Origin of the sequence: Pantoea sp. Lij88, assembly GCF_030062155.1 — a bacterium.
Classification (GTDB): domain Bacteria; phylum Pseudomonadota; class Gammaproteobacteria; order Enterobacterales; family Enterobacteriaceae; genus Pantoea.
In genome coordinates this window covers 1,006,612-1,031,910 of record NZ_CP118269.1, presented here as the reverse complement: position 1 = coordinate 1,031,910, position 25,299 = coordinate 1,006,612, and the positions used below count along the sequence as shown (strand labels likewise).

Below are 25,299 nucleotides of genomic sequence, written 5' to 3'. Positions count from 1 at the left end.
ACGCATAAGCTAAAAGCGAAGGGAACATGGGCAGAAGAGGAAAGCGTCCCGCGACATGGACAAAAACGCCGGGAGCGTTTTTGAACAACGCAAAGCGTTGGCCCGTTTACGGGCGCACCTCAGGGATGAGGTGCGTAATCGCGCGGGCCGAGCGTGCCATGGACGGCGGGTTTTGCGCCTTTCCGATCTGACCGTGTTCCCTTAGCTAGCTCGATTTCACCGCTGAAAATATCCGACCACCAGGCATAAAAAAAGCCCGCAGCGCGGGCTTCTTTATGCTCATAAAGAGCGGATAAAAAGACGATCAGATCGCCTCTTCATCCTCTTCGCCAGTACGGATACGCACTACGCGCGCCACGTCGAAGACGAAGATCTTACCGTCACCGATTTTGCCGGTCTGCGCGGTGCGCATAATGGTCTCAACGCAGGTATCAACGATATCGTCGCCCACCACCATCTCGATTTTCACTTTAGGTAAAAAATCGACCATATACTCTGCGCCGCGGTACAGCTCGGTGTGCCCTTTCTGGCGACCAAAGCCCTTCACTTCACTCACGGTCATCCCGGTGATGCCGACTTCCGCCAGAGCTTCACGGACATCATCGAGTTTGAATGGTTTGATAATCGCATCAATCTTTTTCATGTCAGACCCTTTTTCACTCCCTCCATGGTCAGAGGGTTTATCAAGTATAAATGTTGCTGGCGCTGTCGGGCGGTAATATCCGGGATTCTTCAGGCTGCCGCAAGCGCTGTCACATCATGCTGACCGCACCCTGTCTGATTCGGGCCTGAGCAGGCAACCTGCCGGTATCACTTCGCAGCCTCCGCTACTCTTTGAAATCACTGGCGTCCAGTTCATGACGAGACAACAGCTTATAGAACTCCGTGCGGTTGCGCCCAGCCAGACGTGCGGCGTTGGTCACATTGCCTTTAGTCATCTGCAGCAGCTTACGCAGATAGTTCAGCTCAAACTGATTGCGCGCCTCCGCAAAGGTCGGCAACGCGCTGTTTTCGCCGCTTAACGCCTGCTCCACCAGCGCATCACTGATCACCGGCGATGAACTCAGCGCGACACACTGCTCAATCACGTTAACCAGCTGACGCACGTTGCCCGGCCAGCTGGCGGCCATCAGACGCTTCATCGCATCGACCGAAAAACTGCGAATCTGCGGCTTATGCCGTTCCGCCGCCTGCCGTAACAGATGATTCGCCAGCAGCGGGATATCTTCGGTGCGCTGATGCAGTGCCGGAATCTTCAGATTCACCACATTCAGACGATAGAAGAGATCCTCGCGAAATTCCTTTTTCTCCATCGCTTTGGGCAGATCGCGATGGGTGGCGGAAATGATCCGCACGTCGATCTCAATATCATGATCGCTGCCCAGCGGCCTGACCTTACGCTCCTGCAGCACCCGCAGTAACTTAACCTGCAGCGGTTGCGGCATATCGCCAATCTCATCCAGGAACAGCGTGCCGCCGCCAGCGGTCTTAAACAGACCGTCACGGGCACTGACCGCACCGGTGAACGCCCCTTTGGCATGGCCGAACAGCTCTGACTCCAGCAGCTGCTCCGGCAGTGCGCCACAGTTAATGGCGACAAAAGGTTTGCCGTTACGCGGACTGGCTGCGTGAATCGCCTGCGCCAGCATCTCCTTACCGGTGCCGCTCTGACCGTTAATCAGCACGCTGACGTCAGACTGCGCCACCATGTGCGCCTGCTCCAGCAGCCGTAACATCAGCGGGCTGCGGGTAACAATCGCCTCACGCCAGCGGTCATCACTGACCGGCGCCTGCTGTGCCAGCGCCTCATCGATGGCTTTATAAAGCGCATCTTTATCCACCGGCTTGGTCAGGAAGCTGAAGACGCCCTGCTGCGTGGCGGAAACGGCGTCCGGGATGGAGCCATGCGCCGTCAGGATAATCACCGGCAAGTTGGTATGGCGCTTCTGGATCTCGCCAAACAGCGCCAGACCATCCATCTCATCCATCCGAAGATCGCTGATCACCAGCTCGATCTTCTCTTTCTGCAGCAGACGCAACGCTTCAGGTCCGCTGCCTGCCGTGGTGACCTGATACCCTTCGCTGCGAAGGCGCATGCCCAGCAGCTTCAGCAGGCTGGGATCGTCATCCACCAGCAGCAATTTTGCCGCTTGTCTCACCATTATTGCTCCTCATCCTGCGGCAGCGCCGTGCCATGACTGCTGTCGGACACATCCGGGGCTTTGCGTGATGAAAGCTGGCGCTCGATGTCAGTCAGCCGCTCCAGCTTATGCTGCGTATCGCTGAGCTGTTGCTGCTGTTTCACCATCTGCAGGCGCATCGCCTCCAGCTGCGTATCGCTGCTCTGCTGCAGATGAACATAACGGGTGCGCGCTTCACTGAGGTCAAGCTGCGCAGTCTGATTGCTGCGCCACAGCTGAATCAGCGGGCGCACAGACTGCGGGAAATCGCTGCTGTAGCGATCCAGGGTTTCCACATAGCGACGACGCTCCACCGGCGTCACGTTGCCGTTGGACATCAGCACGCCCTGTTTAAAGGCGCGCGACCAGTTCTCTGCCGGCCAGCGATGGGCTTCGGCACGGGCCCCGGCGGGTGAAAGACGTTCAGCACAGTCGATCGCCCGCATCCAGTAAAGGGTATTCCCCAGCGCCGCACTGTTCTCCATCGTCCACAGGTCACTACAGGGTGTCGCCAGATAATCAGCAATTCTGACCTCGGGTTCCGCCACCTGATGGCCTGACGGCAAAGAGGAGGTGGCCGGGGAGGTCGTACATCCGCTGAGGAGCAGCGTAGTGAGCGTGCTCAACAGCAAAGCGGGTAAATATTTCATCGGTCAGACTTTCCCGGCTGTGGTGTTCAGTTCAATTCGAAAACAGACGTCAGCCTGCTCGCAGGGGACCAGCGTCAGGTCGCCGTGCATCCGGCGCAGGCAATCTTTGGCAATACTCAGTCCCAGCCCGCTGCCTTTTACCGGCCCTTTACGCTGCTGGCTGCCCTGGAAGAACGGTTCGAAAATCATTGCCTGCTCTTCCGGCGGAATCGGCGTGCCGCTATTCGCGACCTCAATCCAGATCCGATCGCCCTGCTGCTGACTGCGAAGCCAGATGGTACCGGATTCGCTGCCGTAGTTCACGGCGTTCGAATAGAGGTTATCGATGACCCGCATCAGTAACGTCGGTTCGGCAAGGCAGTGGCTGACCTCAAGACTGACCACCGTCTGCATCAGTTTGGCACGCGCCGACAGCGCATGTGCATTCACCACGCCCTCCACGATCTCCGCTACGCTGACCGGCTTGAGCTCAATCGGGCCATCCGCCAGTTTACGGTTGTAATCGAGCAGCTGTTCAATCAGCCGCTGCAGATGACGACTGCTGCCGTCAAGGATCGTCACCACCTCTTTTTGATCGGCATTCAGCGATCCGGCGACTTCGTCCGCCAGCAGTTCGGTGCCTTCACGCAGGCTGGCCAGCGGCGTTTTCAGTTCGTGAGAGAGATGGCGCAGAAATTCATGACGCTGTGATTCCAGCCAGGCAAGCCGTTCGCTGAGCCAGACGATGCGCTGTCCCAGCGAGCGTAACTCGCGCGGGCCGCGAAAGATCACGCTGTTACCCAGTTCCCGCCCTTCGCCAAGCCGGTTGATCATCCGCTCGATGCGCTTGACCGGGCCGATAATCATGCCGGTAAACAGCGTCATCAGCGCCAGACTGATGATAAACAGAATCAGCGCCTGCCAGCCAAAAAACTGGCCGCGATCGGCAATCTCACGTTGCAGCTGTAAGCCGCGCGAAAAGACCACTTCGCGCGTGTCCTGCACCATCTGTGCGTTTGTGGCAGAAAAACGATCCAGCGCCTCTGCGGCAGCCGGAACCGGGTTGCCGTTATCGCATTTCAGGGGCGTCAGCAGCGGCAGCGTCGCCTGTAAGGTCTGGAAGGCGGGCAGTTCGGGCAGGCTGGCGCTGTGTGAGCTCAGCATCTGACTGTAGCGGGTGTGCTGAGTCTGATAGAGGCGCGCCAGCGAGGCATCATCCAGCACGCAGTACTGGCGATAGCTGCGCTCCAGCTCAACCGCCGTTCGCGCCATCGCCTCACTTCTGCGCACGTCGGTGAAGGTATTGCGGTTAGTGTCCGCGGCCTGTTCGCTTAATGCAGAGAGACTCTCCCACGCCTGCCAGGCCAGCACCAGCAAGGGCAGCAGCACCAGTACAAACGCCATCAGCACCAGCTGACGCAGAGAACGGGGAAATAAACGCCATTTTTTCACGCAGCCGCTTCCTTAAGATTTGCTGTCTGGATGCTAGCGGACTATTTCAGCGGAAGAAAGGTGTCGGCAGAAGAAAGGGAACAAAAGAAAACGGCAGGCTCAATGGCCTGCCGCTGGCACGACGCGTCATGCATCGCGTAAGAATGGGTGGAGCCTTACTCAACGTTACGTCCGGTGTTTGATAACGCAAGCGATTATCGGTCAGGTGGACGGCAGGCTCCGTTTGGTGCGTCATTCGGGCTTTATGAGCTCTTTTCCGCTAAGCGGGGCAATCATAAACAGGTGAGTGAGCAGCTGCAGGAGTATAGCAAGTTCCATGCCAGGAAATAAATCATTATATTTTTCAGCAGATTGAATCAGCCTGCCCGATCACTCTTGCGAAAATTCCGATGTAAACAGGGACAAACTGTCTCCGCACGGCGACAGCAATTCACGCCCGATGCACGCGCATTTAAAAATCAACGGGATAGATGTCGCCATACAGAGACAGCGCGATATCCCTATTGTCGTCATTTCCCAACAGCGGCGTAAAAAAGAACAGGAGGCACACTGGCCTCCTGTTCATTTCAGCGGATTAAATTAACCCAGCTGTCTGCGCGCATTGCGGAAAATACGCATCCACGGGCTGTCTTCGCCCCACTCTGCCGGATGCCAGGAGTTGCTGACGGTGCGGAACACACGCTCCGGATGCGGCATCATGATGGTGACGCGACCACTTTCGTTGGTCACGGCGGTAATGCCGTTCGGAGAACCATTCGGGTTGGCCGGATAGGTTTCTGTCACCTTGCCGAAGTTATCGACGAAGCGCAGTGCCACCAGACCTTTCGACTCCAGCGCCGCCAGATGCGTCGCATCACGCACTTCAACAAAGCCTTCACCGTGCGAAACCGCGATAGGCATATGCGAACCGGCCATACCGTCCAGCAGCAGTGATGGACTGGCGGCCACTTCGACCAGGCTGAAACGTGCTTCAAAGCGCTCAGACTGGTTACGCACAAAGCGCGGCCAGAGATCGCTGCCTGGGATCAGTTCACGCAGATTCGACATCATCTGGCAACCGTTGCAGACGCCCAGCGCCAGGGTCTGCGGACGGTGGAAGAAGGTTTCGAACTCGTCACGCACGCGTGGGTTGAACAGAATCGACTTCGCCCAGCCCTCACCGGCCCCCAGCACATCACCATAAGAGAAGCCGCCACAGGCCACCAGCGCCTGGAACTCTTCCAGACCGCGACGACCGGCCAGCAGATCGCTCATGTGAACGTCAATGGCGGTAAAACCAGCCCGATCAAAGGCGGCGGCCATCTCCACATGGGAGTTGACGCCCTGCTCACGCAGCACGGCGACGCGCGGACGCGCGCCGGTAGCGATCATTGGCGCCGCCACATCTTCCTGTGGATTAAAGGTCAGATTCACGTTCAGGCCAGGATCGCTGTCGTTCTTCTTCGCTTCATGCTCCTGATCGGCACACGCCGGGTTATCACGCAGGCGCTGCATCTGCCAGGTGGTTTCTGCCCACCAGGTGCGCAGCGTGTTACGGCTTTCACTGTAAACCGCGCTGTCACCGGAACGGATCACAAAGCGATCGCCCGGTTGCGCACTGCCCAGCAGATGCGTGGCGGCGGCCAGGCCGTGATCCGCCAGGATCTGCTCAACCGCGCCGCGATCGGCGGCGTTGATCTGAATCACCGCGCCCAGCTCTTCGGTAAACAGGGCGCCCAGCGCATCGTTACCCAGCGAGGCGATGTCAACGTCGATGCCGCAGTGACCGGCAAAGGCCATCTCGGCCAGCGTCACCAGCAGACCGCCATCGGAACGATCGTGGTAAGCCAGCAGTTTCTGCTCAGCCACCAGCGCCTGAATCGCATTGAAGAAGCCAGCCAGCTGTGTGGCATCACGCACGTCGGCAGGTTTGTCACCGAGCTGACGATAGACCTGCGACAGCGCGGTTGCGCCCAGCGTATTCGCGCCGTTGCCCAGATCGATCAGCAGCAGCAGGTTGTCCTGCTCGGCCTGCAGCTGTGGCGTCACGGTGCGACGAACATCTTCGACGCGGGCAAAGGCGGTAATCACCAGCGACAGCGGTGAGGTCATCTCACGCTGCTCGGTGCCTTCCTGCCAGCGGGTTTTCATCGACATCGAATCTTTGCCGACCGGGATGGTGATCCCCAGCGCCGGACACAGCTCTTCGCCGACCGCTTTCACCGCCGCATATAAACCGGCATCTTCACCCGGATGACCGGCTGCAGACATCCAGTTTGCCGAGAGTTTCACGCGCTTCAGCGAACCAATCTGCGTTGCCGCCAGGTTAGTCAGTGCTTCACCGACAGCCAGACGGCCCGACGCGGCGAAGTCCAGCAGCGCAACCGGTGAACGTTCGCCCAGGGCAAAAGCTTCACCGTGATAGCTGTCGAGGCTGGCGGTGGTCACCGCACAGTTGGCAACCGGGATCTGCCACGGTCCTACCATCTGGTCGCGCGCGACCATGCCGGTCACGCTGCGGTCACCGATGGTGATCAGGAAGGTTTTTTCCGCCACGGCAGGCAGATGCAGTACGCGATTCACCGCGTCGACCAGCGTAATGCCGTCGCGCTGGAGGGCCGTGCCCTGCGCCTGCTGCGTCACCACATCCCGCGTCATCTTCGGCGTTTTGCCCAGCAGGACATCAAGCGGCATGTCGATCGGCTTATTGTCAAAATGGCTGTCTTCCAGGCTCAGGTGCAGCTCTTCTGTCGCTTCACCAATCACCGCAAACGGTGCACGTTCGCGCTGGCAAATCGCCTCGAACTGCGCCAGCTGGTCAGGTGCCACGGCCATCACATAACGTTCCTGTGATTCGTTACACCAGACTTCCAGCGGACTCATGCCGGGTTCATCACTCAGGATGTCACGCAGGTTAAACCGGCCGCCACGGCCGCCATCGCTGACCAGCTCCGGCATGGCATTGGAGAGCCCCCCTGCGCCCACGTCGTGGATAAACAGGATCGGGTTCTCATCGCCCAGCTGCCAGCAGCGGTCGATCACTTCCTGGCAACGGCGTTCCATTTCCGGGTTATCACGCTGTACCGAGGCGAAGTCGAGATCAGCATCCGACTGACCCGACGCCATGGATGAGGCCGCGCCGCCGCCCAGGCCGATGTTCATGGCCGGACCGCCCAGCACCACCAGTTTAGCGCCGACGGTGATTTCGCCTTTCTGCACGTGGTCGGCACGGATGTTACCGATGCCGCCCGCCAGCATGATTGGCTTGTGGTAGCCGCGCAGCTCGGTGCCGTTGTGGCTGGTGACCTGCTCTTCATAGGTACGGAAGTAGCCATTCAGTGCCGGACGACCAAATTCATTGTTAAACGCGGCGCCGCCCAGCGGTCCGTCGGTCATGATCTCCAGCGCGCTGACGATGCGGGCCGGTTTGCCGAAGTCCTCTTCCCACGGCTGTTCAAAGCCCGGGATACGCAGGTTCGAAACCGAGAATCCAACCAGGCCCGCTTTAGGCTTGGAGCCGCGTCCGGTTGCGCCTTCATCACGGATTTCACCACCGGAACCGGTCGCGGCACCTGGCCACGGCGAGATCGCTGTTGGGTGGTTGTGGGTTTCCACCTTCATCAGGATGTGCGCCGCTTCCTGATGCCAGCGGTATTCGCTCTCTCCGGCGTCAGCAAAGAAGCGACCCACCTCTGACCCTTCCATGACGGCGGCGTTGTCTTTATAAGCAGAGAGCACGTAGTCCGGCGTCTGCTCCATGGTGTTTTTGATCATCTTAAACAGCGATTTCGGCTGTTTCTCGCCGTCGATAATCCAGTCGGCGTTGAAAATCTTGTGGCGACAGTGCTCAGAGTTCGCCTGCGCAAACATATAGAGCTCAATGTCGTTAGGGTTACGACCCAGTGCGGTAAACGCCGCCACCAGGTAGTCAATTTCATCGTCTGCCAGCGCCAGACCCAGGGAGATATTCGCCTGAACCAGCGCCTGACGGCCCTCACCCAGCAGATCGACACTTTTCACCGGCTGCGGCGTGTAGTGCGCGAACAGCTGCTCAGCCTGCGCCAGATCGCTGTAGACCGTTTCCATCATGCGATCGTGCAGCAATGTGCCCAGCGTTTGCCACTGGGCTTCGGTCAGCTGGGGAGCCTGGACATAGAAGGCCAGACCGCGTTCCAGACGACGCACCTGCGGCAAACCGCAGTTGTGGGCAATGTCGGTGGCTTTGGATGACCAGGGCGAAATAGTGCCGGGACGTGGCGTCACCAGCAGCAGACGACCCTGTGGGGCATGTTCAGCGAGAGAGGGACCATATTTCAGCAGGCGTTGCAGACGGCTCTGTTCGTCAGCGCTTAAGGGCGCGCTGACATCAGCAAAATGGATGTACTCAGCGTAAATATCACTCACCGGCAGATGAGCGTCCTGAAAGCGGGTCAGCAGTTTGTTTACACGAAATGCCGACAGGGCGGGCGAACCACGCAGAATTTCCATTAATAAGTCTCTCGTCAGGGCGCCGGGCGACGCAAATTGGGCGCAACAGGGAAAACGGGGCGTATTATAGAGAAAGCGACCTCGCGACGAAACCGTTTGCGCACAATTTTTGGCGACCCGGATTTGCCTGAAATTTGCGCAAAAGCTGCTATAAAAGTTGCTCAGCGTGATTTAGTTGCGCAAAATGCCCCTCGCTCTGGGAGTTCAAAGAAGATAAATACTGCCTTTAAAAGACAGAGGCCTTAGAGCCAGCGAGAGATAACTATTTGAAACGCCTAAAATTTAATTATCTGTTTATCGGTCTGGTTGCCGTGCTGTTAGCGTTAGCGCTGTGGCCATCCATTCCCTGGTATGGGGGTGGGCAGGACCAGATTTCACAGATCAAATCGCGGGGAGTGCTGCGTGTCAGTACCATCAACTCCCCATTGACTTACTACACAGTGAACCAGTTACCGGCCGGGATGGATTATGAGCTGGCAAAACGCTTCGCCGATTATCTGGGCGTCAAACTGAAGGTGACGGTGCGTCCTAACCTGAGCGATCTGTTTGATGACCTTGACGATGGCAAAGCCGATTTGCTGGCCGCTGGCCTGAACTACAACAATGAACGCCTGACGCGCTATCAGACCGGGCCAGGTTACTACAATGTTTCGCAGCAGCTGGTCTATCGCGTGGATAAACCGCGCCCTAAAAACCTCGGTGACTTAAAGGGGCGGCTGACGGTTGCGTCGGGATCGGCTTACCTCTCAACGCTGAAGAGCGCGCGTTCCAGTCAGTTTCCCGATCTGGACTGGGCGATCTCCACCGATCAGAGTCCGAAAGCCCTGCTGGAAGCGGTAGCCGACGGTAAGCTCGATTACACCATTGGCGACTCCGTCACCATCGCCCTGTTGCAGCGCGTCTATCCACAGCTGGCGGTCGCGTTCGACGTCACCGATGAAGAGCCGGTGACCTGGTATGTGCGCCACAGCGATGATGACAGCCTGAATGCGGCGATGCTCGACTTCTTTAATGGGATGGGTGAAGAAGGCGCGATGGCGCGGCTGGAGGAGAAATATCTCGGCCACGTCGGCACCTTTGATTATGTCGATACCCGCACTTTCCTGCGCGCCATCGACAGCACGCTGCCTGACATCAAGCCGCTGTTTGAGAAGTACGCCACCAGCATTGACTGGCGACTGCTGGCCGCGATCTCCTATCAGGAGTCGCACTGGAATCCGCAGGCCACCTCCCCTACTGGCGTGCGCGGCATGATGATGCTGACGCGTAACACAGCTGAGAGTCTGGATGTGGGTGACCGGACCGATCCCGAACAGAGCATTCGCGGCGGCAGTCAGTATCTGCAGGATATGATGGCGAAGGTGCCGCAGAGCATCCCGGAAGATGAGCGCATCTGGTTTGCGCTGGCGGCGTATAACATGGGTTATGCCCATATGCTCGACGTCCGCAAGCTGACGGCGCGCCAGGGCGGTGACCCAGACAGCTGGGCGGATGTGAAGCTGCGTCTGCCGATGCTGAGTCAGAAGCGTTACTACACCCAGACGACGTATGGCTACGCTCGTGGGCATGAAGCCTATAACTACGTGGAGAATATCCGCAAGTATCAGATAAGCCTGGTGGGCTATCTGCAGGAGCAGGAGAAGCGTCTGACGCAGCAGGCGGAAGCCCAGGCCGAACTGGCGAAGGGCTATCCGGCCGTTGAGCCGAAGATTGCGATGAACTAACTCTGGCGCTGCGCCTGACGCAGCGCTTTTTTCTGCTCGCGACGCATACGGAAGAAGTCGCTCAGCATGGCGGCACACTCTTCAGCCAGCACGCCGCTATGCAGTTCAACCTGATGATTCATGCCGGGATGGCCCAGCACATCCAGCAGCGATCCCGCCGCCCCACTTTTGATGTCGTGCGCACCATAGACCAGTCGCGTGATGCGGCTGTGCACCATAGCTCCGGCGCACATCACGCACGGCTCCAGCGTCACATAAAGCGTGGTATCCAGCAGGCGATAATTTTCCAGCACTTTACCGCCCTGGCGCAGGGCCATGATCTCGGCATGCGCCGTCGGATCGTGCTGGCCGATGGGCCGGTTCCAGCCTTCGCCAATCACCCGGTCGTTCTGAACCAGCACCGCACCCACCGGCACTTCGCCCTGCTCCCAGGCCCGGCGCGCCAGGCCAAGCGCATGGCGCATCCAGTATTCATCTTGTTGTTTCACGCTGACCACTCCGGGCGACTGAAAAGCGGCGCATTATAGCGGTCTCACCGAGCCTTTAAAAACTTATTCCAGCTGTTGCAGCTCACCCGCCGGGGTCACGCGCCAGCGATGCTGACAGAAGAACAGCAGCGGGTTGTCCTGTTTGCTGTCGCTGTAGCCGCTGTAAAGCTGTAATGGCGTGCCGATTTTCTCTTCCAGCTGCGCGACTTTCTCATGGCCGAGGCAGCGCATCGCCAGCACCCGTCCGCCCCAGCCGCGCTGCATCTGGCTGGCTATCAGCTTCACGCGCGGCAGAAAGGCGGAGTCATGATAGACCTGCTCCACCAGCGACTGTGGCGATCCGGTGATCAACCACACGTCAGCGTCATCACTGCCGAGGTAATCGGTCAGGCGCTGCTGCACCACCGGAAACGCTTTGACGCGCAGGCGGAACCACTCCGCAAACTCCGCTTCGAGGCGCAGCAGTGTCCGCTCAGAGCGGCCAAAGGTGATGGACCAGAGCAGCAGACTCATGGGCCAGCGTGCCGCCCGGCCTTTAAACAGCAGGCCAATGCCGACCACTGGCAAGAGTGGCACCACCAGCAGCAGATTCAGCGGCCGGCGACGCAGCAGATAGCGCATAAAGGTGCCGAACATGTCCTGCTGGTGCAAAGTGCCATCCAGGTCAAAAAATACGATGCGACGTTGTGTTCCCCTGGTCAAACAACTCTCCTTTACGGCTGATTCTGGGATGATAAAGAGTAGTGTAGCCATCATCAGGCGGTACGGCGATGACTGTCATTTTTAATTCCGATGACTACAATGCCTGATGAATAGTTTATTCTTCACTGATTATCCCTGAATTACGAGGATTGGGCATGAGTTCATTGCTGCGCATTCGCCAGCTTTATCCACGTCTGGCATTGAACGAGCGTCGGCTGGCGGATTTTTTACTGTCGCAACCCGATCGGGCGCGTCATCTGAGTTCACAGAAACTGGCGGAAGAGTCTGGCGTCAGCCAGTCGAGCGTGGTGAAGTTTGCTCAGAAGCTGGGATACAAAGGATTTCCGGCGCTTAAGCTGGCCCTGAGTGAGTCACTGGCGGACAAGGATGCCATTACCGTGCATAACCATATTCTCAGTGACGACCCGCTTAAGATGGTGGGCGAAAAGCTGCTGACAGAAAAGCTCTCGGCGATCCGCGCCACGCTGGACATTAATAGCGAAGAGAAGCTCAACGACGTGTTACAGCTGCTGAAAAATGCCCGGCGCATTTTACTGGTGGGCATCGGCGCATCAGGCCTGGTGGCGAAAGATTTCTCCTGGAAGCTGATGAAGATCGGCATTAATGCGGTGGCAGAACAGGATATGCATGCCCTGCTGGCCAGCGTGCAGGCGATGGGGCCAGGCGATGTGCTGCTCGCCATCTCTTACACCGGGGAGCGGCGGGAGATCAATCTGGCGGCGCAGGAAGCGGTACAGGTGGGCGCAGATGTGGTGGCGTTTACCGGCTTTACGCCGAATACGCTGCAGCAGAGCGCCAGTTACTGTCTTTATACGGTAGCCGAAGAGCAGAGTACCCGCAGCGCGGCGATCTCCTCAACGACGGCACAGCTGGCACTGACCGATCTGCTGTTTATGGCGCTGGTGCAACACGATCCGGAGCGTGCGTCGAGCCACATTCGTCACAGCGAAGCGCTGGTGAAAAAGCTGGTCTGATCAGCGGCAGCGCGTATAATACCCGCGCTTTTTCTGTTGTTATCAGGTGGGTAAAATGGCGCTGTTGATTACGTCCAGATGCATTAACTGCGATATGTGTGAACCGGAGTGCCCGAACCAGGCGATTTCACTGGGCGATGCGATCTATGAGATTGATGTCAGCCGCTGCACGGAATGCGTCGGGCATTATGAAGTGCCAACCTGTCAGCGGGTCTGCCCCATCGACAACACCATCATCATTGACCCACAGCACACCGAATCACGCGATGCGCTGTGGGAGAAGTTCGTGCTGCTGCACGGCTAGCTTTCAATGATCACCGTGGCGCAGGCGTAGTGACGCTCATCGGCCAGCGTCACGTGGACATGCTTAACGCCCAGCTTTTCCGCCACGTCGGCGGCATGCTGAAAGAAGCGTAACCCCGGTTTCCCCAGCGCATCGTTGTAAACTTCAAACTGATTGAACGCCAGGCCACCGCGAATGCCGGTGCCAAAGGCTTTTGCTGCCGCCTCTTTCACCGCAAAGCGTTTGGAAAGAAAGCGCACCGGCTGCTTGTGCGCCTGATACTGCTGCCATTCGGCTTCGCTCAGTACCCGACGCGCCAGCCGATCGCCGGAGCGCTCTATCACCCCGGCGATGCGTTCAATCTCAACGATGTCCGTCCCCAGTCCGAGAATAGCCATCAGCGGCGGGCTTCACGCATCAGCTGTTTCATCTCTCTGACCGCATCCGGCAGGCCACTCATCACCGCACGACCGATAATCGCATGGCCGATATTCAGCTCATGCATTTCCGGCAGCGCCGCAATCGGCAGCACGTTGTGGTAGGTCAGACCGTGACCGGCATTGACCTTCAGCCCCAGGCTGGCGGCAAAGGTCGCGGCATGGCGAATGCGCGCCAGCTCAGCGTCACGCGCCAGACCTTCTGGTGCCTCGGCATACGCGCCGGTGTGGATTTCGATATAAGGCGCACCGGTGGCAACGGCCGCTTCGATCTGGCGGTGATCGGCATCGATAAACAGCGAAACCAGAATGCCGGCATCTTTCAGCAGTCGCACGGCCGCGTTCATCTTCTCCTGCTGACCCGCCACATCCAGTCCGCCTTCCGTCGTCACTTCCTGACGCTTTTCCGGCACCAGGCAGCAGAAATGGGGCTGGATATCACAGGCGATGCCGATCATCTCATCGGTGACCGCCATCTCCAGATTCATGCGCGTCTGGATCGTGTCACGCAGAATACGCACGTCGCGATCGGTGATGTGACGGCGATCTTCGCGCAGGTGCACGGTAATACCGTCAGCGCCCGCCTGCTCGGCGATAAACGCTGCCTGCACCGGATCGGGATAGTTTGTCCCACGCGCGTTTCGCACCGTGGCAATGTGATCGATATTGACGCCTAACAGCAACTCAGCCATGACCATCCTCACTTCTTTTCCATCGTGATGTTGAGTGTACCGCGCAAATATAAACAGGCGGTACGACCAGCGCTATTCTTCTGCCTGTTCGGGCTTTTTCTTCGGGATAAACTGGCGGAACAGCTCCTGACTTTTCAGCGGCTTGCCGCCAAGATACGGCTTCAGGGCGATGCGGGTAAAGCGCTTTGCGGCACGCAGGGTATCGGCGTCGGGAAACTCTCGCTCGCACAGGGCCTGCAACTCGCGGCCGGTAAAGCTGCGATTATTCACCACCAGACTGGCGATAAAACCCCGCTCTTCACGATAGCTGTAAGTCATGTCGTCGCTGACCGGCTCGCCGCTGCCGGCGCAGTGCAGGAAGTCGACGCCGTAACCCAGGTGACCGAGCAGCGCCAGTTCAAAGCGTCGCAGTGCCGGTTCGGGCTTGCCGTGCGTTGAGGCTAAGGCCTGAAGACAGTTGAGATAGTCGAAGAAGAGTTCCGGGAAGGGAGATTCCTGCTGCAATACGCGTGAGACCAGTTCATTGACGTAGAGACCGCAGTAAAGCGTGATGCCGCTGAGCGGTAAAGCCAGCGACACCGCTTCGGCGTTGCGCAGGGTTTTGACTTCCCCGCGCCCGCTCCAGCGAACCAGCAGCGGGGTAAAAGGCTGTAATGCGCCTTTCAGGTTCGAGCGCCGCGAACGTGCGCCCTTAGCCAGTACCCGCACCCGCCCTTCGCTTTCACTGAACAGGTCGAGCAACAGACTGGTTTCGCTGTAGGGACGACTATGCAGCACAAAGGCGCGTTGCCAGCCTTCCATTGAATCAGAGATCGTCTGTATAACCCAGGCTGCGCAGTGCACGTTCGTCATCTGCCCAGCCGGATTTCACTTTCACCCACAGTTCGAGATGCACTTTCGCTTCGAACATCTCTTCCATGTCCCTGCGCGCTTCTGTTCCGATGACTTTGATTTTGGCGCCTTTGTTGCCAATCACCATCTTCTTCTGCCCTTCACGCTCAACCAGGATCAGACCATGGATGTCGTAACCGCCGCGTTCGTTGGTGACGAAGCGCTCGATCTCAACTGTGACGGAGTAAGGCAGTTCAGCTCCCAGGAAGCGCATCAGTTTTTCACGGATCATCTCTGATGCCATGAAACGCTGTGAGCGGTCGGTGATGTAATCTTCCGGGAAGTGATGATCGGCCTGCGGCAGGTGCTTGCGGGTAATCGCCGCGATGGTATCCACGTTTTTGCCGCTCTCAGCAGAGATAGGCACGATGTCCAGGAAGTTCATCTGCTGGCTCAGGAACTGCAGATGCGGCAGCAGGATGCTTTTATCCTGAATGTTGTCGACCTTATTGATCGCCAGCACAACCGGCACTTTGTTGTCGCGCAGTTTGCCCAACACCATCTCATCATCTGGCGTCCAGCGGGTGCCTTCAACGACGAAGATCACGAGTTCTACGTCGCCAATCGAACTGCTGGCTGCGCGGTTCATCAGACGGTTAATGGCACGCTTCTCTTCCATGTGCAGACCCGGGGTATCGACGTAGATCGCCTGATATTCGCCCTCGGTGTGAATGCCCATGATGCGGTGGCGCGTGGTTTGCGGCTTACGCGAGGTGATCGACACCTTCTGCCCCAGTAACTGGTTCAGTAAGGTGGATTTACCGACGTTTGGTCGGCCAACAATCGCGACAAAGCCGCAATAAGTAACGTTTTCGCTCATTCGAGTCCTGAATTGTTCAGCGCCTGATGCGGCGCTGAAAGAGTGCTATTTGAGTCATGTGTCATTCAGCGTCTTCTGACGCCGTGATAGAACTGACAGAGGGTGATTGATTCAGCGCCGTCCGGCACCTGTCACCCCGACAGATCTATTCGAGACCTAATTTTATCAGCGCCTGCTCAGCCGCTGCCTGCTCAGCTTTACGACGGCTGGAGCCGACGCCGACGACCGGCTCGGCCATACCACTCACCTGACAGTGAATGGTGAATTCCTGATCGTGGGCTTCGCCACGCACCTGCACTACCAGATAACTTGGCAGCGGCAGATGACGTCCCTGCAGATACTCCTGCAGACGCGTTTTCGGATCTTTTTGTTTGTCGCCAGGACTGATTTCGTCCAGACGGCTCTGATACCAGTCGAGAATCAGCTGCTCTACCCGCTCAATACCGCTGTCGAGGAAGATACCGCCAATCAGCGCTTCCACCGTATCTGCAAGAATCGATTCACGACGGAAACCGCCGCTTTTCAGCTCGCCTGGCCCTAAGCGCAGACACTCGCCAATATCAAATTCGCGGGCCATTTCAGCCAGCGTATTGCCGCGCACCAGCGTGGCGCGCATGCGGCTCATGTCACCTTCATCCACCCGCGGGAAGCGGTGATAAAGGGCATTCGCAATCACATAGCTAAGAATTGAATCGCCAAGAAATTCCAGGCGTTCGTTGTGCTTACTGCTGGCGCTGCGGTGAGTCAGTGCCTGCTGTAACAGTTCCGAATGAGTAAAAGTGTAGCCCAGTTTGCGCTGAAGCTTGTTAATCAGGATGGGGTTCATGCGATTCCAGTTCTTTGTTGCGTCTGTGACTCTGCATACCAAACGGGGCTGGCAATCCAACACGTTCCGTTTGGTGTGCAGTGGCCTCCCTGAGGAGGCCACCCGATTTGCCTGTTAATCAGACAATATTATTAGTGGATACCGCCGATGCGACTGAATCGCACGCCGGTTGGCCACTGACCTTCTTGTTTCTCAAAGCTCATCCAGATAGCGACCGCTTTACCGACCAGATTACGCTCCGGGACAAAGCCCCAGTAGCGGCTGTCGGCGCTGTTATCACGGTTATCGCCCATCATGAAGTATTGCCCTTTCGGCACGACCCAGCTCGACTGCGGCTGACCCGGCTGCTGATAATACATGCCTGCCTGACTCTGCGCTTCGTTTACCAGCAGAATGTCATGCGTCACGTTACCAATCGTCTCTTTGCGGGTCGCCAGGCGCAGACCACCGCGTAGGGTATCGCCCTGTGGCACCTGATAGAAACCGTTGCCGGTTTCGTTGCCATCAAAGCCGCTAAAGGTCTGAATAAAGTTGCTTGGCTCAACGTCGGTGTAGGTCACCGCTAACGCTGTGTCACAGGCTTTATCATCGCTACAGGTCGGCTTCACCGTCAGCGTTTTGCTGTAAGGATCATAGATGACTTTGTCGCCAGGCAGACCAATAACGCGCTTAATGTAATCCAGACTCGGATCTTTCGGGTATTTAAATACCGCAATGTCGCCGCGCTTCGGCAGACCGGTTGGGATCAGCGTCGTCTGGGTAATCGGGTCTTTGATACCGTAAGCGAATTTCTCCACCAGGATAAAGTCACCAATCAGCAGCGTTGGCATCATCGAGCCAGAAGGAATCTGGAATGGTTCGTAGATAAACGAACGCACGATGAACACCACAGCCAGCACCGGGAATACAGACGCGGTGGTCTCAACCCAGCCTGGCTTTGCAGCGACCTTCGCCAGCGTTTTGCTGTCGAGTGAGTTACCGGTCTGGGCCTGCACCTCAGCCTGTTTCGCGCGACGCGCGGGTGCCCATTTGAAACGATCAATTACCCATACGATGCCAGTAATCAGCGTCGCTATCGCCAGAATCAGGGCGAACATATTAGCCATTGGAAATCCTTATTTGCTGTCCTTACCGACATGCAGAATGGCGAGGAACGCTTCCTGTGGCAGCTCAACGTTACCAACCTGCTTCATTCGCTTCTTACCATCTTTCTGTTTCTGCAACAGTTTCTTCTTACGGCTGACGTCACCGCCATAACATTTGGCGAGGACGTTTTTACGCAGCTGTTTAACCGTTGAACGCGCGATAATGTGGTTGCCGATGGCCGCCTGAATCGCAATATCAAACTGCTGACGCGGGATGAGCTCTTTCATTTTCTCAACCAGATCGCGGCCGCGATAAGGCGCGTTGTCGCGGTGGGTAATCAGCGCCAGCGCATCCACGCGTTCAGAGTTAATCAGTACGTCAACGCGCACCATGTCTGAAGGCTGGAAACGCTTAAAGTTGTAATCCAGCGAGGCATAACCGCGCGAGGTTGATTTCAGACGGTCGAAGAAGTCGAGGACCACTTCTGCCATCGGAATTTCGTAAGTCAGGGCAACCTGATTGCCGTGGTAGACCATGTTGGTCTGCACGCCACGCTTCTCAATACAGAGCGTGATGACGTTGCCCAGATACTCCTGCGGCAGCAGCATATGACATTCTGCAATCGGTTCACGCAGCTCTTCGATATTGTTCAGCGCAGGCAGCTTGGATGGGCTGTCGACATGAACGATATCGCCACTGGTGGTCACGACTTCATACACTACCGTCGGTGCGGTGGTGATCAGGTCGAGATCGTATTCGCGCTCCAGACGCTCCTGGATGATCTCCATGTGCAGCAGACCGAGGAAGCCGCAGCGGAAACCAAAGCCCAGCGCCGTTGAGCTTTCTGGCTCATAGAACAGCGAGGCATCGTTCAGGCTCAGCTTGCCGAGCGCGTCACGGAAGGCTTCGTAGTCGTCAGAGCTGATTGGGAACAGACCGGCGTAAACCTGTGGCTTCACTTTTTTGAAGCCTGGCAGCGCTTTGTCTGCCGGGTTACGCGCGGTTGTCAGGGTATCGCCTACCGGTGCGCCGAGAATATCTTTGATGGCGCAGACCAGCCAGCCGACTTCACCGCAGTTCAGTTCATTACGATCGACACGTTTCGGGGTGAAGATACCCAGACGGTCAGCGTTATAAACCTGGCCGGTGCTCAGGACTTTGATCTTGTCGCCTTTGCGCATGGTGCCGTTTTTCACACGCACCAGTGAAACCACGCCCAGGTAGTTATCAAACCAGGAGTCGATAATCAGAGCCTGCAGCGGGCCTTCCGGATCGCCTTCCGGCGGCGGAATGTCGCGCACTAAGCGCTCCAGAACTTCCGGTACGCCGACGCCAGTTTTGGCTGAGCAGCGCACAGCATCCGTTGCATCAATGCCGACGATATCTTCAATTTCCTGCGCGGCACGATCGGGATCGGCAGCTGGCAGGTCAATTTTGTTCAGAACCGGCACCACTTCCAGATCCATCTCCATCGCGGTATAGCAGTTCGCCAGTGTCTGCGCTTCAACACCCTGACCGGCATCCACCACCAGCAGCGCGCCTTCACAGGCGGCCAGTGAGCGGGAAACTTCATAAGAGAAGTCTACGTGGCCTGGGGTATCGATGAAATTGAGCTGGTAAGTTTGGCCGTCTTTCGCGTGGTAATCGAGTGTCACGCTCTGGGCTTTAATGGTAATGCCACGCTCGCGCTCCAGATCCATAGAGTCAAGAACCTGTGCAGCCATTTCACGAGCGGTGAGGCCGCCACAGATCTGAATCAGACGGTCAGAGAGCGTAGATTTACCATGGTCGATATGAGCGATGATGGAGAAATTTCTTATGTGCTTCATTTATTGGGATATCTTCGCTTAAAATTCAGTTGAAAACCTGAGCACAGACACATTCAGGAAGATCGCTCTTTACCCACAATCCTGTCAGCCTCATTAATGACGACGCATATTACACTGTTAACGCCGCGCATAAAAGAATGGAACGTGGTGGAAGCGAAACAGATATCTGCGCAAGGCAGAATGGACAAAGGCCGCGGGATGCGCGGCCTGGACGTACGTTACGCTTCGCTTTCAACACGCAGCGCATCAGGGGGCAAGGCAATGCTCAGAATGACCGGCTGAAAAGCTTCGCGATCGCCGAATTTCATTGAAACGCCTTTCGCGACAATAAACCCGCCGATGCCGCCCAGCAGCGCACCGCAGGCCGCAGCCAGATCGCTATTGAACAGCGACTGAAACAGACCGGCGACCACGAACAGGCCAGACAGCGGCGTCATGTAGACCAGCAGCGCCGAACCGAGCAGGCTGCTCTCTTTGATGCCTAATTCGATGCGCTGTCCCGGCTGCAGCGGCTTGCTGCTGGCGATCTGCATCACGTGGGCATTCTTCGGACCGAGCTTATTCAGCATATGGCTGCCACAGCCTTTACGCGCCTGGCAGCTGTTGCAGGAGGTTTTTGCTTCGGTGTGCAGCGTGGCGATGCCATCCTGCCATGCCACCACGGTGGCCCATTCTCTCATCATTTTTGTGACCCCAGGTCGATGCTGTCCGCAATACGTTTTGCGGTTGAAGGCGGTAACTCGCCGATCACCGCAATTTCGTTATTATTGCGCACAACGGTCTGAACCGTACGACGTCCAGTGCGCAATGTCTGCGTTGTGCTGGTTTTATCGGCCGGTGTCACGTTGATCGCGAAACTAAACAGACCATCGCTGTAGAGCTTCGACTCCATATTTTTGTTCAGCCCCGGCAGCGTGCGACGGTTCTGCGACACCAGCGACATCCCGGCGGGGATCCAGCCAGGCTGCCAGGTGAGCGTGACCGGATCACCTTTCGGCACGGAGAGCGACGGCGGCAGATTCGCTTTCTCCAGCCCCTGCATCAGGTTACGCACCCCTTCATCCACCGCAAAGCTGATTACGCGGAACTGCTCCAGCGTTTCGCCATCCCGATCGAGCAGGTCGATGCGCAGCGGCAGCTTGGTGTCCACATCCAGCCAGACCACATAGCTGTAACGCGTGCCATCGCGTGAAACGATACGCAAGACATCGCACATCTGATCGGCAATGCGCGAGCGGCCCACGGTAATAAAATCGTAGGCGGTGGCGAGCTTAGTGAAGTCGGCAAAAATCACCGACGGCAGGGCATCGATAATGTGATTGCCAGGGAGCGAGAAAGGATCGAGGCCAGGTTCGAAGTAGCTGATATCGTTGCCACGCTGGATCACTTCCCGGCGTGGCCCGTCCATCTGCAGCAACTGCGCGAATATCCGGCTATCAATCACCGCGTGACGATAACGCAGCGATTCGATGCCGATGCGCGAGACGTTGATATAGGCGAATTCGTAGTTGAGATTCTGACTTGCCTGCTCCATCTGCTGCAATAACGCCCCGGACGCAGTAGTTTGCGCCGGGGCGGCAGATGACCACAACAGGCTGCCTGTCAGCAGGCTAACAGCATACCAAAGCGGCTTCATTACTGCTGTTGCTGTCCTAATGACTGGTTACCGGGAACATCAACCTGCGCCTGTTTTGGCGCGTCGGTTTCGAACTGCAGCTGGTCAGCATGCAGGCGACGTTGCAGTTCATAGTCCTGCAGCATGGCATTCACGCGACGACGCTGGTCCTGAACCTGCTGATTAGAGCTGTTAGTGTCAAAGGCATCAGACGGCACACCCAGGCTTACCGGAGAAGCTTTGCCCATCATCGGCATGGTGTTGAACACCGGCGAATCAGAGGTCTGTGTGGCGCTGCCCGCAGGCTGATTGTAGTGCTGAACGCCCACGATCACTGCCAGTGAAACACAGGCAGCCACACCCACCTGAGTCAGTTGCGCAGCCCATGGGCGCGCTTTTTTCCAGAACGGCATTTTTTCCCAGCGGGAAGGTTCTGGCTGAGCTTCAGGGATCAGCGTGGTGACCGTACGCAGCGGTTCTTTTTCGATGGCAGCAGCGACGCGCGCAGAGATATCGAAATGCAGGACATCGCCCACATCACCACGCATGGTGTCGCGGATGAGATGATAGCTCGCCCAGCTTTTCTGTAATTCTGCGTCCTTAGACAAGGCGGAAAACAGCTCGTTATCTAAGGTCTCACCATCCATTAAAGCGGAAAGTTTTTCTTTCTGCATGCCTATGTACCCTTCCAGTAGCCGTTATCACTAACGTTGGATAAGCGGTTGAACTTTGTTATCAATGGCCTCTCGCGCACGAAAGATACGTGATCGAACAGTGCCTACCGGGCAATCCATAATGACGGCGATCTCTTCATAACTCAGACCGTCCAGTTCCCTGAGGGTGATTGCCATACGCAAGTCCTCAGGTAGCGCCTCGATGGTACGAAAGACAATTTGTTTCAATTCGTCAGACAACATTAAGTTCTCAGGGTTCGAAATTTCTTTTAATGCACCCGCACTTTCGAAATTTTCTGCATCAATCGCATCCACATCGCTGGATGGCGGACGACGCCCCTGAGCAACCAGGTAATTTTTCGCTGTGTTTACCGCAATGCGGTACAGCCAGGTATAAAACGCGCTATCGCCCCGGAAAGAGTCCAGTGCGCGATACGCTTTAATAAACGATTCCTGTACTACATCAGGCACGTCGCCCGAGGGGACATAGCGTGAAACCAAACTCGCCACTTTATGCTGGTAACGAATCACCAGTAAGTTGAACGCTTTTTGATCTCCCTTCTGAACCCGCTCGACAAGGACCTGATCCGTTAACTGCTCGCTCATCCGAGGTAATGTCTCCCCAAATTTTTCATATGCAAAAGTAACTGCCAGCACATCTCATGTTCTGAGCAAGCATGCGCTTAGAGTTGTGATGTGGTGCGAAGTTCACTTCTCGCCCTGATATTTACCGCTCCGATGGACATTACACAGGTTGTTCGTTTTCGTTCAGTTTAAGGAGCGTAAATCGCAGGCAGAGTAACCTATGACAACAGCTTTTTCATCATTAAATCCTTTAGGTTTAATAAGTTTGCTATAAAAAACCACACCCAAAGCGGCCGGATTTTAACTCACTGATTATAGGTAACTTTGAGAAATACCCTGACGAATAACGGCGGCTGGTGTTTAAAATACTTCACAGTAACCCCCATTACGCTTATGCTCAGACGCATTCTTGTTTAGTAAATTAAACATTATGATGAATGTGACCCCGGATTATGAGTGTGATGTATTAATCGTTGGCAGCGGTGCCGCCGGTCTGTCGCTGGCGTTACGGCTGGCAAAACAGTATCAGGTGACCGTTCTGAGTAAAGCGCAGGTCAATGAGGGTTCAACCCTGTATGCGCAGGGCGGTATTGCTGCGGTATTTGATGAGACAGACAGCATTGAGTCGCACATCGAAGATACGCTGATTGCCGGGGCGGGATTATGCGACCGTGAAGCGGTCTCGTTTATTGCCAGCAATGCCCGGCATTGCGTGCAGTGGCTGATCGACAATGGCGTCGCCTTTGATCTCGATCCGCAGGCGGCAGGCGATATGCGCTATCACCTGACCCGCGAAGGCGGTCACAGTCATCGCCGTATCCTGCACAGCGCTGATGCCACCGGCCACGCGGTAGAAACCACGCTGGTGAGCCAGGCATTAAGCCATCCCAACATCCGGATTCTGGAACGCACCAACGCAGTCGATCTGATCCTTTCAGATAAAATCGGCCTGCCTGGTCCTCGCCGGGTGGTGGGTGCCTGGATCTGGAACCGTAATCGCGAGCAGGTTGAAACCTGCCGGGCGCGTGCCGTCGTCGTCGCAACCGGCGGTGCCGCCAAAGTCTATCAATATACCACCAACCCCGACATCGCCTCCGGTGACGGCATCGCGATGGCGTGGCGTGCGGGCTGCCGGGTGGCCAATCTGGAATTTAATCAGTTCCACCCAACCTGCCTGTTTCATCCACAGGCGCAGAATTTCCTGTTAACCGAAGCGTTACGCGGAGAAGGCGCCTGGCTATTGCGTCCCGATGGCAGCCGTTTCATGCCCGATTTTGACGAGCGCGCCGAGCTGGCCCCGCGCGATATCGTCGCCCGCGCCATCGATCATGAAATGAAACGGCTGGGCGTGGACTGTATGTATCTGGATATCAGCCACCAGCCTGAAGAGTTTGTTCGCGCGCACTTCCCGATGATTTATGAGAAGTTGCTGACCTTTGGCTTTGACCTCACCAAAGAGCCGATCCCGATTGTGCCTGCCGCACATTACACCTGTGGTGGCGTGGTGGTGGATCAGCATGGACAGACCGACGTCAGTGGCCTCTATGCCATCGGTGAGGTGAGTTACACCGGCCTGCACGGCGCTAACCGCATGGCATCCAACTCACTGCTGGAATGTCTGGTCTATGGCTGGTCCGCGGCAGAGGAGCTGATCCGCACCCTGCACGCCATTGAAGCCGTCACTGCGTTGCCTGCATGGGATGAAAGTCAGGTCGATGACGCCGATGAGCGCGTCGTGATCCAGCACAACTGGCACGAGCTGCGGTTATTCATGTGGGATTATATGGGCATCGTACGCACCACGCGTCGGCTGGAACGGGCGTTGCGGCGAATCAACCTGCTTCAGCAGGAGATCGATGAGTATTATCACCATTTCCGCCTCTCCAATAATCTGCTGGAGCTACGCAATCTGGTGCAGGTCGCTGACCTGATGGTGCGCTGTGCGCTGGAGCGGAAAGAGAGTCGCGGCCTGCACTATATCCGCGACTATCCGGATTTATTGCCAGAGGCATTGCCGACCATTCTGACGCCGACGGGCTACATGAAGAGGTAGAACGCCCGCGTCAGGCTGCACCACTCATCGGAATAACGGGTGTCCGGCGCGCGGATAGCAAGGCGCTCCAGCAGCGTCTCACCGGCCTGCGGCGACAGGCCAAGCACGACACGGTGTGGCGGACGATGGGCATATTCCGCCACGTCCAGCCGGAAACGCAGATGCCAGCCATCCGCCTGCGCCAGCCCGATAAATTCCTGACCGGTGGCGGTGGGCAGCACCACACAGAACATCCCCTCTTCTTCGATCAGCAACGCGGCACTGCGTAACAGCGTCTGATGATCGAGCGAGGCCGTTGCGCGTGCGCTGTCGCGAGCCGCAGTAGAACAGGCTACACCCGGCGTGAAATACGGGGGATTACTGACGATCAGCGAGTAACGTTTATCGCACTGCTCAGCCCAGTCGGCGATATCCTGCTGATGCACCTGAATGCGGTCGGGCCACGGCGACTGCTGCGCATTTTCCAGCGCCTGCCCTGCCGCTTCCGGTTCTAACTCAACCGCATCGATGTCGACCGGCGACGGCGTGCGCTGTGCCAGCATCAGCGCGATCAGCCCGCTGCCGCTGCCAATATCCAGAATGCGTCTTACCCCGGCAACCGGCGCCCAGGCCCCCAGCAGGATGGCATCGGTGCCGACTTTCATCGCACAGCGATCGTGCGCGACAAAAAATTGTTTAAAGGTAAATCCGTTCTTGTTTAACTGTGGCCGTTCACGCGGCTTATCCTGCATCATTCGTCACTACCATCGTTTTTTTCCTGCCGTACGGCAGCGCATGAGTGTAACGTGACGACAGAGGGAATTCACGCGGCAGACAACCCCAGGCGCAGTCGAAACGGATTAACAGATGAAGATTCAGTCTGATCTGTCTA

At 57.0% G+C, this 25,299-nt stretch carries 23 protein-coding genes; 4 read left to right on the top strand and 19 right to left on the bottom strand.

Features of this window, described 5'->3' with window-relative positions:
- Positions 1 to 304 precede the first annotated feature (304 nt).
- The 5 genes from glnB to purL all read right to left on the bottom strand — a co-directional run bounded on the left by glnB (position 305) and on the right by purL (position 8,728).
- On the bottom strand, positions 305 to 643 hold the full coding sequence (glnB, locus tag PU624_RS08720) for a nitrogen regulatory protein P-II (RefSeq protein ID WP_003848647.1): 339 nt from the start codon (positions 641 to 643) through the stop codon (positions 305 to 307).
- A gap of 184 nt (positions 644 to 827) precedes the next feature.
- On the bottom strand, positions 828 to 2,162 hold the full coding sequence (gene glrR / locus PU624_RS08715; protein WP_502921577.1) for a two-component system response regulator GlrR: 1,335 nt from the start codon (positions 2,160 to 2,162) through the stop codon (positions 828 to 830).
- Entirely contained in the window at positions 2,162 to 2,830 is a 669-nt protein-coding gene (gene qseG / locus PU624_RS08710) for a two-component system QseEF-associated lipoprotein QseG (protein WP_283547297.1), read from the bottom strand. The genes glrR and qseG overlap by 1 nt, the downstream gene beginning before the upstream one ends.
- 3 nt (positions 2,831 to 2,833) lie before the next feature.
- Positions 2,834 to 4,261, bottom strand: coding sequence for a sensor histidine kinase (locus PU624_RS08705; RefSeq protein ID WP_283547296.1), 1,428 nt, complete (start codon positions 4,259 to 4,261; stop codon positions 2,834 to 2,836).
- Positions 4,262 to 4,840: 579 nt separating this feature from the next.
- A complete protein-coding gene (gene purL / locus PU624_RS08700; RefSeq protein ID WP_283547295.1) occupies positions 4,841 to 8,728 on the bottom strand; it encodes a phosphoribosylformylglycinamidine synthase in 3,888 nt (1,295 codons plus the stop codon).
- Positions 8,729 to 8,994: 266 nt separating this feature from the next.
- On the opposite strand from purL, the gene mltF reads away from it, so the two are divergent.
- Entirely contained in the window at positions 8,995 to 10,452 is a 1,458-nt protein-coding gene (gene mltF / locus PU624_RS08695) for a membrane-bound lytic murein transglycosylase MltF (RefSeq protein ID WP_283547294.1), read from the top strand.
- Here mltF and tadA read toward each other — a convergent pair.
- Together tadA and yfhb are read right to left on the bottom strand one after the other, a co-directional pair.
- Positions 10,449 to 10,916 carry a tRNA adenosine(34) deaminase TadA gene (gene tadA / locus PU624_RS08690; protein WP_283547957.1) on the bottom strand — a complete coding sequence of 156 codons (468 nt, stop codon included), beginning with the start codon at positions 10,914 to 10,916 and terminating at the stop codon, positions 10,449 to 10,451. The genes mltF and tadA overlap by 4 nt on opposite strands.
- 87 nt (positions 10,917 to 11,003) lie before the next feature.
- Positions 11,004 to 11,642: a phosphatidylglycerophosphatase C gene (gene yfhb / locus PU624_RS08685; protein WP_283547293.1), complete on the bottom strand. Its 639-nt coding sequence runs from the start codon at positions 11,640 to 11,642 to the stop codon at positions 11,004 to 11,006.
- 155 nt (positions 11,643 to 11,797) lie between these two features.
- Between yfhb and PU624_RS08680 the strand changes: the two genes are divergently transcribed.
- The gene (locus PU624_RS08680) at positions 11,798 to 12,637 is read left to right on the top strand and encodes a MurR/RpiR family transcriptional regulator (RefSeq protein ID WP_283547292.1); all 840 of its coding nucleotides are present in this window, start codon (positions 11,798 to 11,800) and stop codon (positions 12,635 to 12,637) included.
- 55 nt (positions 12,638 to 12,692) lie between these two features.
- On the top strand, positions 12,693 to 12,941 hold the full coding sequence (locus PU624_RS08675; RefSeq protein ID WP_090958589.1) for a YfhL family 4Fe-4S dicluster ferredoxin: 249 nt from the start codon (positions 12,693 to 12,695) through the stop codon (positions 12,939 to 12,941).
- On the opposite strand, the gene acpS is transcribed toward PU624_RS08675, so the two are convergent.
- From acpS to rpoE, 11 genes are all read right to left on the bottom strand, one after another.
- Positions 12,938 to 13,318, bottom strand: a complete 381-nt coding sequence (gene acpS, locus PU624_RS08670; protein WP_090958586.1) for a holo-ACP synthase — start codon at positions 13,316 to 13,318, stop codon at positions 12,938 to 12,940. The two genes, PU624_RS08675 and acpS, sit on opposite strands and share 4 nt — an antisense overlap.
- Complete coding sequence (gene pdxJ / locus PU624_RS08665; protein WP_283547291.1) at positions 13,318 to 14,049, bottom strand: pyridoxine 5'-phosphate synthase; 732 nt, start codon at positions 14,047 to 14,049, stop codon at positions 13,318 to 13,320. Before pdxJ ends, acpS begins: the two co-directional genes overlap by 1 nt.
- A 72-nt stretch (positions 14,050 to 14,121) precedes the next feature.
- Complete coding sequence (recO, locus tag PU624_RS08660; protein ID WP_283547290.1) at positions 14,122 to 14,850, bottom strand: DNA repair protein RecO; 729 nt, start codon at positions 14,848 to 14,850, stop codon at positions 14,122 to 14,124.
- 4 nt (positions 14,851 to 14,854) lie between these two features.
- A complete protein-coding gene (gene era / locus PU624_RS08655; protein WP_010257653.1) occupies positions 14,855 to 15,760 on the bottom strand; it encodes a GTPase Era in 906 nt (301 codons plus the stop codon).
- Between the two features lie 145 nt (positions 15,761 to 15,905).
- Entirely contained in the window at positions 15,906 to 16,586 is a 681-nt protein-coding gene (rnc, locus tag PU624_RS08650; RefSeq protein WP_090958580.1) for a ribonuclease III, read from the bottom strand.
- Positions 16,587 to 16,717: 131 nt separating this feature from the next.
- A complete protein-coding gene (gene lepB / locus PU624_RS08645; RefSeq protein ID WP_283547289.1) occupies positions 16,718 to 17,692 on the bottom strand; it encodes a signal peptidase I in 975 nt (324 codons plus the stop codon).
- 9 nt (positions 17,693 to 17,701) lie between these two features.
- Entirely contained in the window at positions 17,702 to 19,501 is a 1,800-nt protein-coding gene (gene lepA, locus PU624_RS08640; RefSeq protein ID WP_090958574.1) for a translation elongation factor 4, read from the bottom strand.
- 218 nt (positions 19,502 to 19,719) lie between these two features.
- Positions 19,720 to 20,184 carry a SoxR-reducing system protein RseC gene (rseC, locus tag PU624_RS08635; RefSeq protein WP_283547288.1) on the bottom strand — a complete coding sequence of 155 codons (465 nt, stop codon included), beginning with the start codon at positions 20,182 to 20,184 and terminating at the stop codon, positions 19,720 to 19,722.
- A complete protein-coding gene (gene rseB, locus PU624_RS08630) occupies positions 20,181 to 21,137 on the bottom strand; it encodes a sigma-E factor regulatory protein RseB (RefSeq protein ID WP_283547287.1) in 957 nt (318 codons plus the stop codon). The genes rseC and rseB overlap by 4 nt, the downstream gene beginning before the upstream one ends.
- On the bottom strand, positions 21,137 to 21,790 hold the full coding sequence (gene rseA, locus PU624_RS08625) for an anti-sigma-E factor RseA (RefSeq protein ID WP_136197280.1): 654 nt from the start codon (positions 21,788 to 21,790) through the stop codon (positions 21,137 to 21,139). The genes rseB and rseA overlap by 1 nt, the downstream gene beginning before the upstream one ends.
- A gap of 30 nt (positions 21,791 to 21,820) precedes the next feature.
- Positions 21,821 to 22,396, bottom strand: a complete 576-nt coding sequence (rpoE, locus tag PU624_RS08620; RefSeq protein ID WP_013358764.1) for an RNA polymerase sigma factor RpoE — start codon at positions 22,394 to 22,396, stop codon at positions 21,821 to 21,823.
- A 412-nt stretch (positions 22,397 to 22,808) separates the two neighbouring features.
- On the opposite strand from rpoE, the gene nadB reads away from it, so the two are divergent.
- Positions 22,809 to 24,428, top strand: coding sequence for an L-aspartate oxidase (nadB, locus tag PU624_RS08615; RefSeq protein WP_283547956.1), 1,620 nt, complete (start codon positions 22,809 to 22,811; stop codon positions 24,426 to 24,428).
- Here the strand turns inward: nadB and trmN are convergent.
- Positions 24,413 to 25,162: a tRNA(1)(Val) (adenine(37)-N(6))-methyltransferase TrmN gene (gene trmN / locus PU624_RS08610; RefSeq protein WP_283547286.1), complete on the bottom strand. Its 750-nt coding sequence runs from the start codon at positions 25,160 to 25,162 to the stop codon at positions 24,413 to 24,415. The genes nadB and trmN overlap by 16 nt on opposite strands.
- Positions 25,163 to 25,299: the final 137 nt, after the last annotated feature.

Coding starts and splice junctions, on each gene's coding strand:
- rseB (WP_283547287.1), bottom strand. CDS start 21,137: ATGAAGCCGCTTTGGTATGCTGTTAGCCTGCTGACAGGCAGCCTGTTG.
- PU624_RS08675 (WP_090958589.1), top strand. CDS start 12,693: ATGGCGCTGTTGATTACGTCCAGATGCATTAACTGCGATATGTGTGAA.
- qseG (WP_283547297.1), bottom strand. CDS start 2,830: ATGAAATATTTACCCGCTTTGCTGTTGAGCACGCTCACTACGCTGCTC.
- rseA (WP_136197280.1), bottom strand. CDS start 21,790: ATGCAGAAAGAAAAACTTTCCGCTTTAATGGATGGTGAGACCTTAGAT.
- glnB (WP_003848647.1), bottom strand. CDS start 643: ATGAAAAAGATTGATGCGATTATCAAACCATTCAAACTCGATGATGTC.
- acpS (WP_090958586.1), bottom strand. CDS start 13,318: ATGGCTATTCTCGGACTGGGGACGGACATCGTTGAGATTGAACGCATC.
- rnc (WP_090958580.1), bottom strand. CDS start 16,586: ATGAACCCCATCCTGATTAACAAGCTTCAGCGCAAACTGGGCTACACT.
- purL (WP_283547295.1), bottom strand. CDS start 8,728: ATGGAAATTCTGCGTGGTTCGCCCGCCCTGTCGGCATTTCGTGTAAAC.
- trmN (WP_283547286.1), bottom strand. CDS start 25,162: ATGATGCAGGATAAGCCGCGTGAACGGCCACAGTTAAACAAGAACGGA.
- glrR (WP_502921577.1), bottom strand. CDS start 2,162: ATGGTGAGACAAGCGGCAAAATTGCTGCTGGTGGATGACGATCCCAGC.
- rseC (WP_283547288.1), bottom strand. CDS start 20,184: ATGATGAGAGAATGGGCCACCGTGGTGGCATGGCAGGATGGCATCGCC.
- rpoE (WP_013358764.1), bottom strand. CDS start 22,396: ATGAGCGAGCAGTTAACGGATCAGGTCCTTGTCGAGCGGGTTCAGAAG.
- nadB (WP_283547956.1), top strand. CDS start 22,809: ATGAATGTGACCCCGGATTATGAGTGTGATGTATTAATCGTTGGCAGC.
- PU624_RS08680 (WP_283547292.1), top strand. CDS start 11,798: ATGAGTTCATTGCTGCGCATTCGCCAGCTTTATCCACGTCTGGCATTG.
- recO (WP_283547290.1), bottom strand. CDS start 14,850: ATGGAAGGCTGGCAACGCGCCTTTGTGCTGCATAGTCGTCCCTACAGC.
- pdxJ (WP_283547291.1), bottom strand. CDS start 14,049: ATGGCTGAGTTGCTGTTAGGCGTCAATATCGATCACATTGCCACGGTG.
- era (WP_010257653.1), bottom strand. CDS start 15,760: ATGAGCGAAAACGTTACTTATTGCGGCTTTGTCGCGATTGTTGGCCGA.
- lepA (WP_090958574.1), bottom strand. CDS start 19,501: ATGAAGCACATAAGAAATTTCTCCATCATCGCTCATATCGACCATGGT.
- lepB (WP_283547289.1), bottom strand. CDS start 17,692: ATGGCTAATATGTTCGCCCTGATTCTGGCGATAGCGACGCTGATTACT.
- tadA (WP_283547957.1), bottom strand. CDS start 10,916: ATGCGCCATGCGCTTGGCCTGGCGCGCCGGGCCTGGGAGCAGGGCGAA.